The 14796-nt window shown below is 61.9% G+C and carries 12 protein-coding genes and 1 tRNA gene; 5 read left to right on the plus strand and 8 right to left on the minus strand.

Annotated features, from left to right (window positions below; translation table 11 throughout):
• A complete protein-coding gene (locus BLM15_RS20605) occupies positions 1–843 on the minus strand; it encodes an ABC transporter ATP-binding protein (RefSeq protein ID WP_126114513.1) in 843 nt (280 codons plus the stop codon).
• A complete protein-coding gene (locus tag BLM15_RS20610; protein WP_126114514.1) occupies positions 840–1829 on the minus strand; it encodes an ABC transporter substrate-binding protein in 990 nt (329 codons plus the stop codon). Before BLM15_RS20610 ends, BLM15_RS20605 begins: the two co-directional genes overlap by 4 nt.
• Positions 1830–2380: 551 nt before the next feature.
• On the opposite strand from BLM15_RS20610, the gene BLM15_RS20615 reads away from it, so the two are divergent.
• Complete coding sequence (locus tag BLM15_RS20615) at positions 2381–4252, plus strand: glycosyltransferase family 2 protein (protein WP_126114515.1); 1872 nt, start codon at positions 2381–2383, stop codon at positions 4250–4252.
• A 10-nt stretch (positions 4253–4262) separates the two neighbouring features.
• Here the strand turns inward: BLM15_RS20615 and BLM15_RS20620 are convergent, their stop codons facing one another.
• From BLM15_RS20620 to BLM15_RS20625, 3 genes are all read right to left on the minus strand, one after another.
• Entirely contained in the window at positions 4263–4865 is a 603-nt protein-coding gene (locus BLM15_RS20620) for an SCO family protein (RefSeq protein ID WP_126114516.1), read from the minus strand.
• A gap of 24 nt (positions 4866–4889) precedes the next feature.
• Positions 4890–5066, minus strand: a complete 177-nt coding sequence (locus BLM15_RS31440) for a hypothetical protein (RefSeq protein ID WP_164547593.1) — start codon at positions 5064–5066, stop codon at positions 4890–4892.
• Between the two features lie 355 nt (positions 5067–5421).
• Positions 5422–7539: an FG-GAP repeat domain-containing protein gene (locus BLM15_RS20625; protein ID WP_126114517.1), complete on the minus strand. Its 2118-nt coding sequence runs from the start codon at positions 7537–7539 to the stop codon at positions 5422–5424.
• Between the two features lie 523 nt (positions 7540–8062).
• Here BLM15_RS20625 and BLM15_RS20630 point away from each other — a divergent pair.
• The 3 genes from BLM15_RS20630 (at position 8063) to BLM15_RS31450 (ending at position 12149) form a co-directional block, all read left to right on the plus strand.
• On the plus strand, positions 8063–11674 hold the full coding sequence (locus tag BLM15_RS20630; RefSeq protein ID WP_126114518.1) for a hypothetical protein: 3612 nt from the start codon (positions 8063–8065) through the stop codon (positions 11672–11674).
• Between the two features lie 122 nt (positions 11675–11796).
• Positions 11797–11964 carry a hypothetical protein gene (locus BLM15_RS31445; protein WP_164547594.1) on the plus strand — a complete coding sequence of 56 codons (168 nt, stop codon included), beginning with the start codon at positions 11797–11799 and terminating at the stop codon, positions 11962–11964.
• Positions 11965–11999: 35 nt separating this feature from the next.
• Positions 12000–12149 (plus strand): hypothetical protein, encoded by a 150-nt coding sequence (locus BLM15_RS31450; protein ID WP_164547595.1) that lies wholly within the window; start codon positions 12000–12002, stop codon positions 12147–12149.
• Between the two features lie 75 nt (positions 12150–12224).
• On the opposite strand, the gene BLM15_RS20635 is transcribed toward BLM15_RS31450, so the two are convergent.
• The 3 genes from BLM15_RS20635 to BLM15_RS20645 all read right to left on the minus strand — a co-directional run bounded on the left by BLM15_RS20635 (position 12225) and on the right by BLM15_RS20645 (position 14161).
• Positions 12225–12299: transfer RNA gene (locus BLM15_RS20635), tRNA-Gly, on the minus strand.
• A gap of 128 nt (positions 12300–12427) precedes the next feature.
• Positions 12428–12733, minus strand: a complete 306-nt coding sequence (locus BLM15_RS20640) for a hypothetical protein (RefSeq protein WP_126114519.1) — start codon at positions 12731–12733, stop codon at positions 12428–12430.
• A gap of 264 nt (positions 12734–12997) precedes the next feature.
• Positions 12998–14161 (minus strand): 2'-deoxycytidine 5'-triphosphate deaminase, encoded by a 1164-nt coding sequence (locus BLM15_RS20645; protein WP_282567864.1) that lies wholly within the window; start codon positions 14159–14161, stop codon positions 12998–13000.
• Positions 14162–14389: 228 nt separating this feature from the next.
• Between BLM15_RS20645 and apaG the strand changes: the two genes are divergently transcribed.
• On the plus strand, positions 14390–14782 hold the full coding sequence (gene apaG / locus BLM15_RS20650; RefSeq protein WP_126114520.1) for a Co2+/Mg2+ efflux protein ApaG: 393 nt from the start codon (positions 14390–14392) through the stop codon (positions 14780–14782).
• Positions 14783–14796 lie beyond the last annotated feature (14 nt).

A 14796-nucleotide genomic window follows, 5' to 3' on the forward strand; every position in this document is an offset into this window, starting at 1 on the left:
TCAGGCCTTTCCGGCCGACATGATCTTCAGCGCCTCGATGCGCAGCTTTTCCCAGAGCCGGGCGGTGATGTCGCCGAAATGCGGGGTCGAGACGACGCGGCTGTCGCGATCCCGTTCCCAGCCGGTCTCGACGAAATCGATGAAGGTGCCGGGCCTCGTCGACATCACGCCGACGCGGTCCGACAGCATCGCCGCCTCGTCGAGCGCGTGGGTGATGAGCAGCACGGTGGCGGAGGTCTCGCGCCAAAGCCGGAGCAGTTCGTCGCCCATCAACAGGCGGGTCTGCTGGTCGAGCGCGCCGAAAGGCTCGTCGAGCAGGATCAATCGCGGCTGCAGGACCAGAGTCCGCGCAATGCAGACGCGCTGGCGCATGCCGCCGGAGAGCTGCGCCGGATAGGAGCCGGCGAAGTCCTTCAACCCCATGAAGCCGACCGCGTAGTCGACGCGCCGGGTGATCTCGGCCGGATCCATGCCGGCGCGCCGCAAACCGAAGGCGACATTGTCGCGGACATTGAGCCAGGGAAACGACGCGTCCTCCTGGAAGACGACGCCGACACCGTCAGGCACGCCCCTGATCGGCTTGCCCTCGAATTCGGCCGTGCCGGCTTGCGGCTCGCTCAGGCCGGCAAGGATGTCGAGCAGGGTCGACTTGCCGCAGCCGGACGGGCCGACCACCGAGAAGAACTCGCCCTTGGCCAGGTCGAGATCGACCGGGCCGAGCGCATGCAAGGTCGATTTGGGCAGCTGGAATACCCGGGTGACGCCGCGCAGCCTGGCGTGAGCCTCGATAGCCGCGGCGTGGGGGGCGAGCGTCACGATCTTGGCCCCTGATGCCGCGCTCATTGCTTCGCCTGGAGGTCGGCGGGCAGATAGGACTTGTCGAGGACGGTCGACCAGTCAACATCGGCCTTGACCTCGCCGATCAGCTTGAGACCCTCGACCATGCGGTTGAGCTCGGCGACGCTGAACTCGCCCTCGCTCCACATCTTCGGCGGGATCATGTTGTCGACCGCTTCCTTGGCGATCGCCGGCTCAAGCTTGTAGAGCTTCTCGATGATCTTGGCGGTCTCGGCCGGGTCCTTGTAGATCGCCTGCACGCCCGCGCGGCGGCCGGCGATGATTGCCTTGAGCTTCTCGGGATTCTCCTGCGCGAACTTGCGCGTGGTGATGCCGACCGAGGTGGTCATCGGCTTCAGGATGTCACCGGCCTTGTAGAGCGTGCGATACTTGTCCTTGCGGATGATTGAGAGCGGCTCGATCAGCACCGAGCCGACGACCGCGTTCTGCTCGAGCATGGTGAGGGCCGGCACATAGCCGCCAGCGGCGACGCGCTGGACCTTGCTTTGGTCGACGCCCTTCTCGCGCAGCACCATCAGCAGCAGCATTTCCGAGACCGATTTCGGCGAGGTGATCGCCACCTTCTTGCCGGCGAGGTCCTCGACGCTCTTGAGCTCGGAGCTCGGCATGACGACCATCGAGGCCTCGGCGACGCTGCGCGTGCCGGTGTTGACGATGATCAGGTCGAGGCCTTGCGCCTTGGCGGCGAGCGCGGCGGAGACCGCGACCTCGCCATAAGGCGTCGCGCTGGCGAGAATGTTGCGCACCGTGGTGCCGCCGCCGCCCGAGCCGATGATGCCGGTGATGTCGATGCCGGCCTGCTTGAACAGACCCTTCTCCATCGCCACCGCATAGGGCGCGCCATAGAGGCTCGCGCCCCATTGGGTGACGGAAATCTCCTCGGCGCGCGCCGGCGCCTGCCAAGTGAGCACGGCCGCAGCGGCCAGGGCCGCGAGACGGTTGAATGAAGTCAGGCCAAGCCAAGCGGTCATGTCACTCTCCCATTGAGGCACGCCGCCGATCGTTATCGTTGCAGCAGGCCGGGCGTTCACGTTCAAATTTCATTTGTATGCAAACAACGATCTCAACGGATCTGAAGCTTGTCAAGCGATTTGAGACCGACGAATTGCAAACTGCAGACCGCAGCAGGGAAGCGAGACTATCGCGCACAAACTCGTTCGCAACTGCGAAGTGAGGTCGACCCCTAATCGCCGCATGCGGCGCAGATTCGGCGTAGAATGAAAGGCTTGGAGCAAGTACTGGACCACCTGCGTCGAGGCATGGAGCACAAGGCGCTCCACCCCCGACTGCCAACATCTGCGGGGGATCGACCGCCGCCGCCTGGATTGGCAGCCGCGCCTCATTTGTATGCAAATTATTACCGAGCGTTTTCCACCCCCCGCCGCTCGCACCATCCGCGGCGGATTTCAGGAGCAAGTCTCGTTGCTGATCCGACCGCCCCAGACTCGACTCTGACGTTACGATAAGCAACCATAAGTTGCCGTCGGTTGGATGAGCCGCCAGCCGCGGCTGGGGGGCGGGCATGAGGGCTCAAGCTTGGCCGCAAGCCGACACAGACCAGGCGCGCGCGCTCGGCCTGCCGGCCGAGATCGCATTTCTGGCCGATTATGGCGTACCCCCCGCACAGCTGCTGAGGAGCGCCCAGCTGGCAGAGCGGATCGCTGTCTCTCCCAGCAGGCAGGTGATCGCATCCGGTCTCGTCAGCGAAGAGCTGTTCTACCGGGCGCTGGCCGCCGATCTCGGACTGCGTTTCCAATCGCGCCCACCTCCCTTGCAGCCCGGCGGCAACGTCTCGGCAACCCTGCGCGAGGGCATGGCTGTCGTCAGCGCTCACTCGGAAAGCCCGATGCGCTTTGTCGCCGCGCCTCCACCTGGGCCAGCGCTACGCCGCTTCCTCGCGGCGAAACCCCATGGCCGCAAGGATATTGTAGTCATGACCCCCTCGACGCTGGCGGCCGAGTTGCGGCGCGTCAATGCCGAACAACTAGCCCGCGAAGTGGCTTGGGTGGATGAAGCGGGGCTACAGCGCTTCAGTGCCAGAACCGGTATGAGCTGGGGCCAGAAGGTTCTGGCCATTTTCCTTACCGGCTTCCTTGGCGCGATCGGCATGCTGGCACCGGTCACGACGGTGACCGGCGCGGCATTGGCGTTGGGTCCGCTCTTCTTCGCTACCGTGGTCCTGCGGATCGCCGCCCTAATGGAGAGGCCCCCCGTGAATCTCGGGCGCGAAGCCTGCTGGCAGATCGATGATAGCCGGTTGCCGGTCTACACTATCGCCGTCCCGATCTTCGGCGAAGAAGCCGTGCTCGATCAGTTGATCGGAGCTCTGGCGGCTATCGACTACCCTGCCGCCAAGCTCGACATTCGTATTCTCGTCGAGGAGGTCGACTGGGGCCTGCGTCGCGCCCTTGCAGCGCGTGTGGTTCCACCCTTCATGCAGGTCGTGATCGTCCCACGCGGGCTTCCGCAAACCAAGCCCCGCGCCCTCAACCTGGCACTGGCCGAAGCACGCGGCGAGCTGTTCACCATCTTCGACGCCGAGGACATTCCCGACCCACGGCAGTTGCGCCTGGCGGCAGCCCGCTTCCTGCGCTCGGAAGCCGCGCTGGTCTGCCTGCAAGCCCATCTCGTCATCGACAATCCAGACGACAACTGGCTCAGCGGCTGTTTTGCGCTCGAGTATGCCGGGCTGTTCGACGTGCTCAACCCCGGCCTGCTGCAATCGGGTCTGCCGATCATGCTCGGCGGCACCTCGAACCATTTCCGGACCGAAGCGCTGCGGCGTGTCGGCGGCTGGGACCCCTGGAATGTCACCGAGGATGCCGATATCGGCTTTCGCCTTGTCCGCGCCGGTGGCTACACGGCCGACCTGCCCTGCCGAACGCTCGAAGAGGCCCCGCACCGCCTGCCAGCCTGGCTGAAGCAGCGCCGGCGCTGGCTCAAGGGCCATCTGCAGACGCTGATCAGCCACCTGTTGCGGCCCAGCCGCCTCCTGCGCGAAGCCGGTTTGACTGCCGCGCTGACCTTTCTGTCGCTGGTGCTGGGCACCCTGCTCGGCACGCTGCTCTACCCGCTGTTCGTCGCGACGACGGTGGTGGCGGTGCTCGACGGCTCCCTGTTCTCGCCAGGCAATCCACTCGAACTCGTGCTTTCAGCACTCGCGCTGGGACTCGCCGGAAGCGGAATCTGTGCAGCTTTCCTCGTGCCCGCGCTCGGCGCCTGGCGGCGCGGCGCGGCCGATCTATGGCGCTGCCTTCCGGCCCTGCCGATCTACTATCTCTTCGCCTCGCTGGCCGCCTGGCTCGCACTCTATGACTATTTTCACGACCGGTTCGGCTGGCACAAGACGGCGCACGGCCTCGCGCGCTCCTCGCGCTATCGCAATCGGACCTAGCCTGCCGTGCCTAGAGATGGCGCAGCCATTCCTGGGCCGCCTCCGCCGGTGGGCGCTCGATATTGAAGGCGCCGACGAAACCGCCATTCTTGTCCATCAGATAGACCAGGGCGGTATGGTCCATGGTGTAGTCGCCGTCCTTGAGCGGCACTTTGCGGGCATAGGCGCGGTAGGCCTTGATCGTCGCGTCTATCGCGGCGCGCTCGCCCGTCAGCCCGACGATGCGCGGGTCGAAGGAGCCGAGATAGCTCTTCATCGTTTCGGCCGTGTCGCGCTCCGGATCGACCGTGACGAAAAGCGCTTTGAGCTTTTCGCCCTTGGCTCCGGCCGCCCGCAGCACCTCCGAGATCTCAAACAGCTTGGTCGGGCAGATGTCGGGGCAATGGGTGAAGCCAAAGAAGACCAGGAAAGGCGCGCCGCGCAGATCCTTGTCGGTCAGCGTCTTGCCCTCGCCGCTGGTGAGCGCGAACGGTCCGCCGACGCTCGAAGCAAGGCTCTGTCCGCCCTGACGGGAGCCGGGCGCGAAGGTGATGAAGGCGGCTGCGGCGAGCGCGGCGGCGCCGAGCACGAAGACTAGCAAGGGCAGGAGCAGGCGGCGATTCACGGGGGACATCCTCGAATGCGGGCGAAGCGCCGCTCAGAAGCAGGCGAGAAGCGCGGCGATCAGCCAGTCGGTGAACAGACGATCACCCTCGCGCCACCAGAGCAGCAGGCCTGCCAACAGCAACAGGCCGAAGCCGCCGCCGAGAAGCCAAAGGCCGACGCGATGCGCCGGGGCTGCATCCTGAGTATCGATCTGCGGAGATGCGCTCATATGCGCAATCTAGCGCTGCGGAGGCTCAGCCGAAAGCGGCGTTCATGCCGCAGGGGCACACCGCGGAAGCGGAACGCTCGACAATGTCGGAAATTTGGAGCGGGCGATCGGGATCGAACCGACGACATTCAGCTTGGGAAGCGCTAGCCGTCCCTTGCAATAGCGTCTCAACGTTCTCCGTTGCTAGTAACGGAAGGAACGCGAATTGAAGAAGCGAACACCTGAAGAGCAAGAGCCCACCGCATTGAAAATTGCGCGCCGGCTCGATAGCGAAACGGCTCGTGGAAGGTCGCCTCTACGGAAGCCATGGAAACCCCTCTACACACGACCGGCGTAGCTTCACATTGCCTTCCACTCAAAGCAGAAACCAGTCCGTACCAAGCGCGCCGACTCCCGCTTCCATCTTGACCGTCGCTCCGTCCATTTCCCAAGTGGCCACAAACCCGGCGCCGTTCCTGAGCAGGATATCGGCCCTGCCGTCACCGTTGAAGTCGCCGCTCCCTGCAATCTCAAATCCGGACGGCAATACTCCCACGCCGGCTGCGAGCTTGATGGTCGAGCCATCCATTTCCCACATGGATACGACACCGGCACCATCCTGAAACAGGATGTCGGCTTTGCCATCGCCATCGAAATCACCGATCCCTGCAATCGTGTTGCCCGAGGGTAAAGCGCCAATACCGGCCGCCAGATTGATGGTCGAGCCGTCCATTTGCCAGATCGCCAGGTCGCCGCTAGCGCTCAACATCAGGATGTCCGAGTGCATGTCACCATTGAAATCGCCGATATCCGCAACCTTGAACGTCGAAGGAAGCGAGCCGATCCCGGCCTCTCTTGTGACCGTCGCTCCATTCATTTCCCACAGCGCAAGGAATCCGTCGCTTCGCTCCAGCAGGACGTCCGATTTGTAATCTCCGTTGAAATCGCCTGTTCCGGCAACCGCGAAGCCCTCTGCCGGAGTGCCGACACCGGCGGCCAGCTTGATGCGCGTGCCGTTCATCTCCCAAAGGGCGATGGTGCCGTCACTGGCCCGCAGGACAAAATCGCACTGCCGGTCGCCGTCGAAATCGCCGGTGCCGACGATGGTCATGCCGGGATCGAGTGCCCCGATCGCGGACGCCTTTCTGATGTGCGAGCCATCCGTTTCCCAAGCGGCGGCCAATCCACCCGCCCGAAAGAACAGAATGTCGCTGTTGCCGTCACGATTGATGTCGTTGTGTAGCTGTCGCGGCGACGGAGCATCCGACGACAACGTGAAAATCTGACCATTGATGCCTGGCGCTATCGTGGTGTCCGACGCAGCTCTATTGGAATCCGTCCAGGACACGAACAGCTTTCCGTCGGAAAGCAGCGTCAGAGATGAATCCGACTGGCCCCCGGCAATGAAGGTATTGACCAGGACATCCGTCCCCAAAGCCGCGCCAGTAGAATCGAAGTGCCGGAGCTTGATAGCCGATTGACTATTGTCACCTCCCACGTGGCTCGTATCCGTCCAGCTTATGACGAACGAATCATCCGGGAGCACGACGATCTGCGGCGCAGTCTGGTCGCCGCTCAGAGTGGCGTTGACCGTGAACTGCGCGCCGATCGCTTGCCCGGCCGCATTGAATATTTGTCCACGGATATCAGAGTCGCCGGACGAGTCGTTCCAGACAAGGACGAACGTGCCGTTAGCCAGGCCGGCAATGCTGGCTTTGGCGGTCGCACTCATCTGGGATGTGACAGCGAGCGAGAGCGTCGAGCCGACCTTGCCGCCGGACGCGTCGAAAATCTGCGCCTTGATCTGAGTATGCTGACTTTGGTCCGTGTAGGTCCACGCCGATATGAATCGATCATTCGCCAAGAGCGCGATGATCGGCGTCACGGTGGGACTTCCTGTCTCGACGGAGAACTGAGGACCGATGGCTTGCCCTGTACCCGAATAGATCTGGCCGCGGATCTCGAACGTGAACGGAAAGCCAAGCGCTTCACGCTGCGTCCACGTGGCCACGAAACGGTCCCCCGACAACGCCGTGACGACGACGGAGGAAAGATCTGCGGCCCCGAGGGAACTGGTCTGCGGTCGAATCATGATTTGCGAGCCGAGCAACTGCCCCGTCGGTGTGAAAATGGCAGCGTAGGCCGCGCTGGTCAGGGCACCTCCCATAGTGCTGTCGGTGTGGCTCCAGGCCGCTAGCCAATTGCCGCTGGACAAGGTCGTCAGCGACGGCTTGTGCTCTCCCGAGAAAAAATTCGGTGAGCCGGGGTCCAGAATCTGACTTGCAATTACTTTGCCGAAACTATCGAAAATGGTCGCGCCAGCGCCCTCCGATCTCGTGACGCCGCTTTCGCTCTGGGTATCTTTCCAAGCGACGACGAAAGCACCGCCCGCCAAGTAGGTGCTATCAGATATGGTCTGGTATTTGGGCCGTCCCACGGTTAGGGAGGGTGTGCTCAAATAGAGTTCCGGAAGGTATTTTGAGAGATAGAACATACGTCCCCCTTAAATTCCGAAGCACCGTTTCATTTGGAAGAATTTGCGTAGAGCATAATGATGCGCGAGCGCCTCAGGGAGAACAAGCTTTTAAATACTACAGTTTGATAAAACGAGCGATGGAGATAAGCATGGTCAGCGCTCGACCAGCCACTGCTGCACCCGCTGAGCGCAACCAATAGAGCTCGGCGATATCGCGGCCTGGTCACGCCACGGCGTCATGACGCGTCCTTGAGGTCGGTCGCCCTCGAGCGTGGTGAAAACGGTCCTGTCCGGTCACTGAGCGGCGTCTACGAGGCTGCTGCGTAACATTTCTTGTCGCTGTGACGACACTTTGTTGCTAGGCCGGCCGCGCCGGGTTCGGTCGTGAGGTATTGTTGCTTCAAAGAAAGGCTAGCTTCCGTACGGTTCTGGAATATTCGACCTGCTGAAAATTATTCTAAAGCTTGCCACCTGCGCGTTGCGCTTCACAATCACCATCACTAGTGTTTGTGCAACCATGGCGGGCGCGGGGAGAGTTTGAGTGGCCGGCAAAGTGCTTACCCCGTTCGAATTCGAGGCTCTGTATAGGAACCCCGAAACGTTCATGGCGGCTGCGATCGATTTCACAGGATCTCTGGATCTGCAGCTGCCCGGAAGCGTTCAATCTTCAGTTGGCAATGTCATTCTGAAGCTTCAGAGCAAGCAGCAGATAGCAAATCTCAAAATTTTGCCAGATGTGAGTTTTTCGTTCTTCGATTCGGATATCAATCGTTATGTAGATGGAGTTCTGTGGAATCAATATAGATTCTCTAGACAATCTGTTCAGTCGGCTAACGAGCCGACACTACGCGACAATTATAATTACAACGTTAATATGCATTTATACCATTATGTGGATGTAACTCGATTTACAAGATCATATAATCCGGATGGCTCTTATACGCCGTGGGTCGTCAGTCAACCGAAATATACCGTTGATATTTCATCAATAAATTTAGTTATGACAAAATCAGGTGATTTTGAGGCAATTTCTATCTGGAATTCATCGCAGGAAAACCTAAAAAATCCAAAGGCTCCTGTATTAAATCCCAAAATCAGTTCGGTAATTAGCAGCACTGGGAGTGATTTTCAATACCAGGACAGCGAATATGTTCGCTATGATGTCGTCGATCGAGGTTATTATACCGTATTATCGCTGTCCGGCAATTACGGAGACTATGAACCGGAAGAGGGGCTGACCGACGACATCGATATGGGTCGGTTCATCGTGACCAACAGGACGGATACGACCGGGCTCAGGTCGAGCCTCTGGGGGGCGGATTGGCTCGCGATTGAAGCTGAGGCGCGCCTGTTCACCGGCGGCAATGATATCGTCAACTTCGCGAATCTGACACCGGCCCAGCGTCTTGACCTGCCCGAGTCGGGCTCTTCCCTCGCGCCGCTATACAACGGGCTAGCTGGCGACGACACAGTCTACTTGCCTTCGCTCGGAGGATACACGCTCGCTCCGGGAATCGTCTGGGATCCCAACCAGTTGTTCGACGGCGGCCCCGGCAAGGACGTCATCGTGGGAGGTGATGGCAACGACCAGATCATCGGCGGGCAGGGTGACGACACCGTGTGGGGCCAAGCCGGCAACGATCGAATCTACGGCTCGCCGGGCCAGGATACGACCTATGGCGGCGACGGCAGCGACATCTTCGACTATTGGACCAACGGATTCGTGGGCTTCTCTCCCGGTACGGTCCAGCACGTCTACGGCCAGAAGGATGAGGCGTCGGAAAATCAGCCGGTCGCGATCAATGGAGACCGGCTCCTGCTGCCGGGCTCTCCGTCCGACTATTTGATCAGGGTCGGGGTGAAGTCCAGCTGGGAGCCGTTGGCGCCCAGCTGGGAGGAGACGACAGTTCAGATTGAAACGACGCTGGCCACGCTGCGGACGAGCGGCATCGAGCGGGTCAGCTTCGCAGCGCCTGTGTACAAGCAGGTCATGCTGAGTCCCGGCGGGATTGTCGGCGAAGCCGCCCAGCTTGCGCTGGAGAGCTATGTAGATGCGAGCGCCGCAGTCTCCCGTAGTTGGCACGCGGTCGCGGCGATCGAGCTCGGGATTGCTCCCGCGGTCAACGGGGTCTTTGGCCATAGGTTCGTAAACGGTTTGTATCAAGCGAAGGGCGTAACGCCGGGCGAGGCGGACGCGCTGGTGCTGACCGGCGTAGTGGGAGGCAAGCGGACGCTTGCGGTGTCGTTCCGTGGTACTGACAACTACGATGATTACGCTGATTATCTGTTGTTTTTGACTCATTATATCAAGTATAAACCGCTCATAGACGGAATAAAGGTGTATATCGCCGACCCGTACAATGGAATCGAGCAGGTGCTCGTTTCGGGGCACAGCCTCGGGGGAGCCATGGCTCAATACTTCCTGGCTGAGCCGCTCGCAAAGCCTGCCCAAGCCTTCACGTGGGGCTCGCCCGGTGCCGAATTATTGCCGCGTAACCCCATGTTCGTCAACTTTATGGATATCAACGATCTAGTACCGTGGGCGGGTGTCGCTTTCGACAATGTAAGGGCCGGTAGTGATGTTTTCATTCATACTGTAGTTGACAAGGGAAGGTTTGATTTCGAAGGGCACTCGAAGGAATTTTACGTCAGAGATACTATTCTCCTGCTTGAGCACGCCAACGATATCGCGAGTTCGTTTTATGTATCTTCGCTCGCTAGCAGCCTTCGCAGCGGGCATGCTTATGTCGGCACAGATGTTCAGGTCATGCTCGGCACGACAAACGACGATCAAATGAAGGCCCTTTCCCGAGACGATTTCGTTCTCGCCGGGCATGGCAACGATACTATCACTCTAGTCGACGAAAATTGGCTCGCATCTGGAGCTCGCACGCTCGACGGCGGCGCCGGGCTGAAAGACAAACTCCTTCTACCTGGCCTTTGGGGATTTGCCATCCAGCTTACAGCCCTGAACGCCAACGATAGCAAGCTCACTTACAAAACTCAGGCTGACCGTGAGGAGCAGTTGGTCGGCACTGTGCGTGGCATCGAAGAAATCATTGCGGGTGACGGTGTGATCTTCCGGCCGAATGCGCCGGCTGCGCGGATACAGGGGCCCGTTGCCGGTGCAACGCAATCCGTGGACACCAGCTATGACGCGTTCGATGTCGGGAATGGCGCCCAGACGATCCTGGGCTCGAACCTTGCCGATACGATCTTCCTCGGTCTCGGGGCGAAGGTCATCAACGCGGCCGATGGTGCCGACCTCGTGCTCGTGAAGATCGGCGCCGATGGTGCCGGCGTCGTGGTCGATGGCGGGCGCGGCGAAGACATTCTGGTCGGAGGGATCGGCAACGACTTCCTGCTCGGCGGGCTCGATGCCGACACCCTCAGGGGACGAGCCGGCAATGATACCTTCGGCGTCAACGATATCGGCGACCAGATTTTCGAGGACGCGGCCGAAGGCGTCGACTGGGTGCACAGCACGATCAATTACGTGCTGCCTGATAACGTCGAGCATCTCTATCTGCTGGCCGGCGCGACCAGCGGCATCGGCAACACCGAGAACAACGCTCTGATCGGGAACGTAGACGACAACATCCTGTCGGGGGGAGACGGCATCGACGAACTCATCGGCGCCGGTGGAAATGACACCATGTTCGGCGGGCGAGGGCACGACTTCTACTATGTCGACAGCCGCTACGACACGCTGGTTGAAAACCCCGGCGAGGGCACCGACCGCGTCTTTGCAACAGCGAGCTTCACCTTGCCGGACAATGTCGAGGTCCTGATTCTCCAGGGCGGCGCCCAGACTGCAATCGGCAATGCCGGCAACGATACGCTCATCGGCAATGCTTTGGGAAATGTCCTGTCGGGGGGAGCCGGCAACGATGAGCTGTTCGGCGGCGGCGGCAACGACACCTTCGTGTTCCGGACTGGGTACGGTCACGATGTCATCGACGATTTCCAGGGCGGCCCCGGAATTGGCGACATCATAGCGCTCGACCCCGCGCTGGCATCGAGCTTCGCTCAAGTCATGGCATTGGCCACCCAAGTTGGGGCCAACACGGTGATCTCGTTCGGCGAAACCGCTTCCCTCACCCTCGTGGGCTTCGCCAAGGCCAACCTCACCGCGGACGATTTCTTGATCTAGCGCGAGCCAGCCGAAGGGACGGAAGCTGCACTGGAATATGATCATCGGCGCGGCAGAGCTGGCGGCGGAACAACGGGCTGACCTGGGCCAGTCTCGGCAAGGACCTCGTCATCTCGAAGGAGATGACGAAGACGGGCGCGCTTGTCTCACACGACCTGAAGCTGCTCTCGCTGACCATGGACCTGCTGGCGAAAATCCCAGTTGAGCAGCGCATCGGTGCGCTGATTGTCGACGAGACAGCTGGACGGCCCTATGCCGAATTCGCCTATGCCCGATGCGGTCTCGAATAGCGACGCCCACGCCGATGCAATCACGGAAGCCGAGGATGCCGGAGCAGATCTCGATACGATTCGTGGCTCAGTTCGGCCACATGCAGATTTCCACGATCGCCCGCTACAGTCGCGGTGCGATCGGGAAAAGCCGGATGGTAGCGATCAAGAGAATCGCTCGCCGCAACGGTGAGAACGGGGCCTGAACAGCCCATGGTGAACGTGAGGAACGCGAGCTCAACGGTAGGCCGTCGTAACCTGCTGACGTTCCAAGAGGTTTTTGGAGCGGGCGATCGGGATCGAACCGACGACATTCAGCTTGGGAAGCTGACGTTCTACCACTGAACTACACCCGCACTCCTGCCCGTATAGCCGGGCCGGGCTGCCGACCGCAAGCCGGCCGATCGGAGATTTCCGACCGTGGAACAGAAAACCGCGCCGAGCCCCTGTCGCCCAGCGCGGTTTGGTTCAGACGCGGAACGCCTTACCAGCAGCCGTAATAGCCACAGCCGCCGTAGCCGTAGTAGCCGTAGCTACGGCGCGACGAAGCCGCGATGACCGCACCGCCGACCGCGCCGGCGACGACGCCGGCCGCGACCGCGTTGCTGGCCTGGGCGTTGGAGCGGCGGAAGCTCTGGAACACTTCGCTGCGGCAGCGCTCGAAGGCGCGGGTGCCGGGGCGATGGCCGGCATCGAGGCAGACCTGGTCGGACTCGGCCGCCGATTGCTCGACGGACTGGCAGCCGGCCAGACCGGCGGCAAGAACGCCGGCAATGATGAGGGCGCGCATGAGAAATCCTTTCCCTGTAGACGTTTGGCCACAAAAGCCATTGAGCGGGAGGCCGTCAACTGCGCCCCGCCGGTGACACAAGCATGAACACGCCGCAGGCCAGCGGCCGGCGGCGTCCTCCGCGCTTGCAGCCATCTGACACGGAATCGCCACCATGTCGCCCCGAAGGTTGCCGCTCGGGTAACATTCACTGGCAAAACAGGAATCTGCGGCTAACGAAGACTTGAGCCGGCCGCGCAGAGCGAGCGGATCTTTGCGGCCGGGCTAGCTGCGAAAATGCTTGGAGAGCTTCAGCGCCTGGCCCTGGTAGTTCGAGGTGCCGATCGCCCCGTAGAGGGCGTCCGGCTCGGCCGCCATGCGCTCGAAGGCGAGGCGCCCGACCACCTGCCCGTCCTCGAGCAGGAAGGGCACCTCGTGGCTCCTGACCTCGAGCACGCCACGACTGCCTGGCATGCCGTCCGTGCCGACGCCGAAGCCTGGATCGAAGAAGCCGGCATAGTGCACGCGGAACTCGCCCATGGCGGGGTCGATCGGCGCCATCTCGGCAGCGAAAGCCGGCGGGATATGCAGCCTCTCCTTGGAGGCCAGGATGTAGAACTGGTGCGGATCGAGGATCAGCCGCTTGCGCTTGGCCGGGATCGGCGTCCAGAAATCGTCGATCTCGTAGCCGCCGACCCGGTCGACATCGATGACATCGGTGAAGCGCTGGGCCTGGTAGCCGATGATCTCGCCCTCGGCGTCGCCGAGATGGATGCTGAACAGCAGGCCGTTGCGGATCGTCGCCGGCCCATCGACCAGCGCCGTGCGGCGATGGACCTCGCGCAGCTCGCGATCAGAGACGCGGAAACCCTCCGCCTCGTCCTGGCCGGAGCTACGACGGCGGAAGCGCAATTGGTTGAGGCGGCTGCCCTTGCGTACCTTGATCGAGAAGCTCGACGGCGAGATCTCGGTGTAGAGCTTGCCGGAATAGCCGCCGGCGACGCTGTCGAAAGCCTCGCTGCGATCGGCGATCAGGCGGGTGAAGACGTCGAGCCGGCCGGTGGAGCTCTTCGGGTTGGCGAAGGCGGAGATCGTCGCCGGCAATTCATGCAGCGACTCCATCAGCTCGACGACGTAGACGCAGTTCTTCTCGAGGATCGCGCCCTCCTCAAGCGAGACCTCGTCCTGGGTCAAATCGGCCAGCATCTGCGCGACGCTCTTGTTCGGCCCGGGCAGGAAGCTGGCGCGGACGCGATAGGCCTTGTGGCCGAGGCGCAGGTCGAGGCTCGCCGGCTGGTACTGGCTCTCGGCGAAGGCACCCGAGGTCGAGCGAACCATGCCGCGATGGACGAGCTTGCGGATATCCTGGCGCGGCAGCACGCCGGAAGGGCCGGCGAGCGAAGCCGGCGCGGTCGCGACCTCGGCTAGCATGTCGGGCGATGTCGCCATGGCGCTATCAGACCACCTTGTGAAGTGCGGCGCAAAGCCGGCCCGCCGCGAGATTGATCGTTCTTCTTGCCGCGCCGGCACGCTGCTGGCGAGTCCGACAGCGGGTTGTCCACATGCCCGCTCGCACCCGGACTGGCGCGCAAGTACAACCGCTGGGCGGCATTGACGCTGCGCCGAAGCAAGTCATAACAAGGCCTTCCCGCCGCGCGGCGGCACGGAGCCGCGATCATGTACCAAGCCGAAACGCATGGCGTGCGCGTTACCGCCTCGCCCAAGTTCATGGACAGCGAGTCCACGCCCAATCAGAGCCGCTATTTCTGGGCCTACACGATCGAGATCGAGAATTTCTCGCCGCGCACCGTGCAATTGATGACGCGCCACTGGTTCATCACCGACGGGCGCGGCGAGATGCACGAGGTCCGCGGCGACGGCGTGATCGGCCAGCAGCCGGTGCTGCAACCGGGCGAGCGCTTCAGCTATACCTCCGGCTGCCCGCTGATGACCCCCGATGGCAGCATGCGCGGCTTCTACGCCATGCTCGGCGAGGACGGCGTGATCTTCGATGTCGAGGTGCCGCTTTTCCCGCTCGACTCGCCCTATGTGAAGAAGGTCCTGCATTGAACACCACGACCCCG

The organism is Bosea sp. Tri-49, from assembly GCF_003952665.1.
GTDB lineage: Bacteria > Pseudomonadota > Alphaproteobacteria > Rhizobiales > Beijerinckiaceae > Allobosea.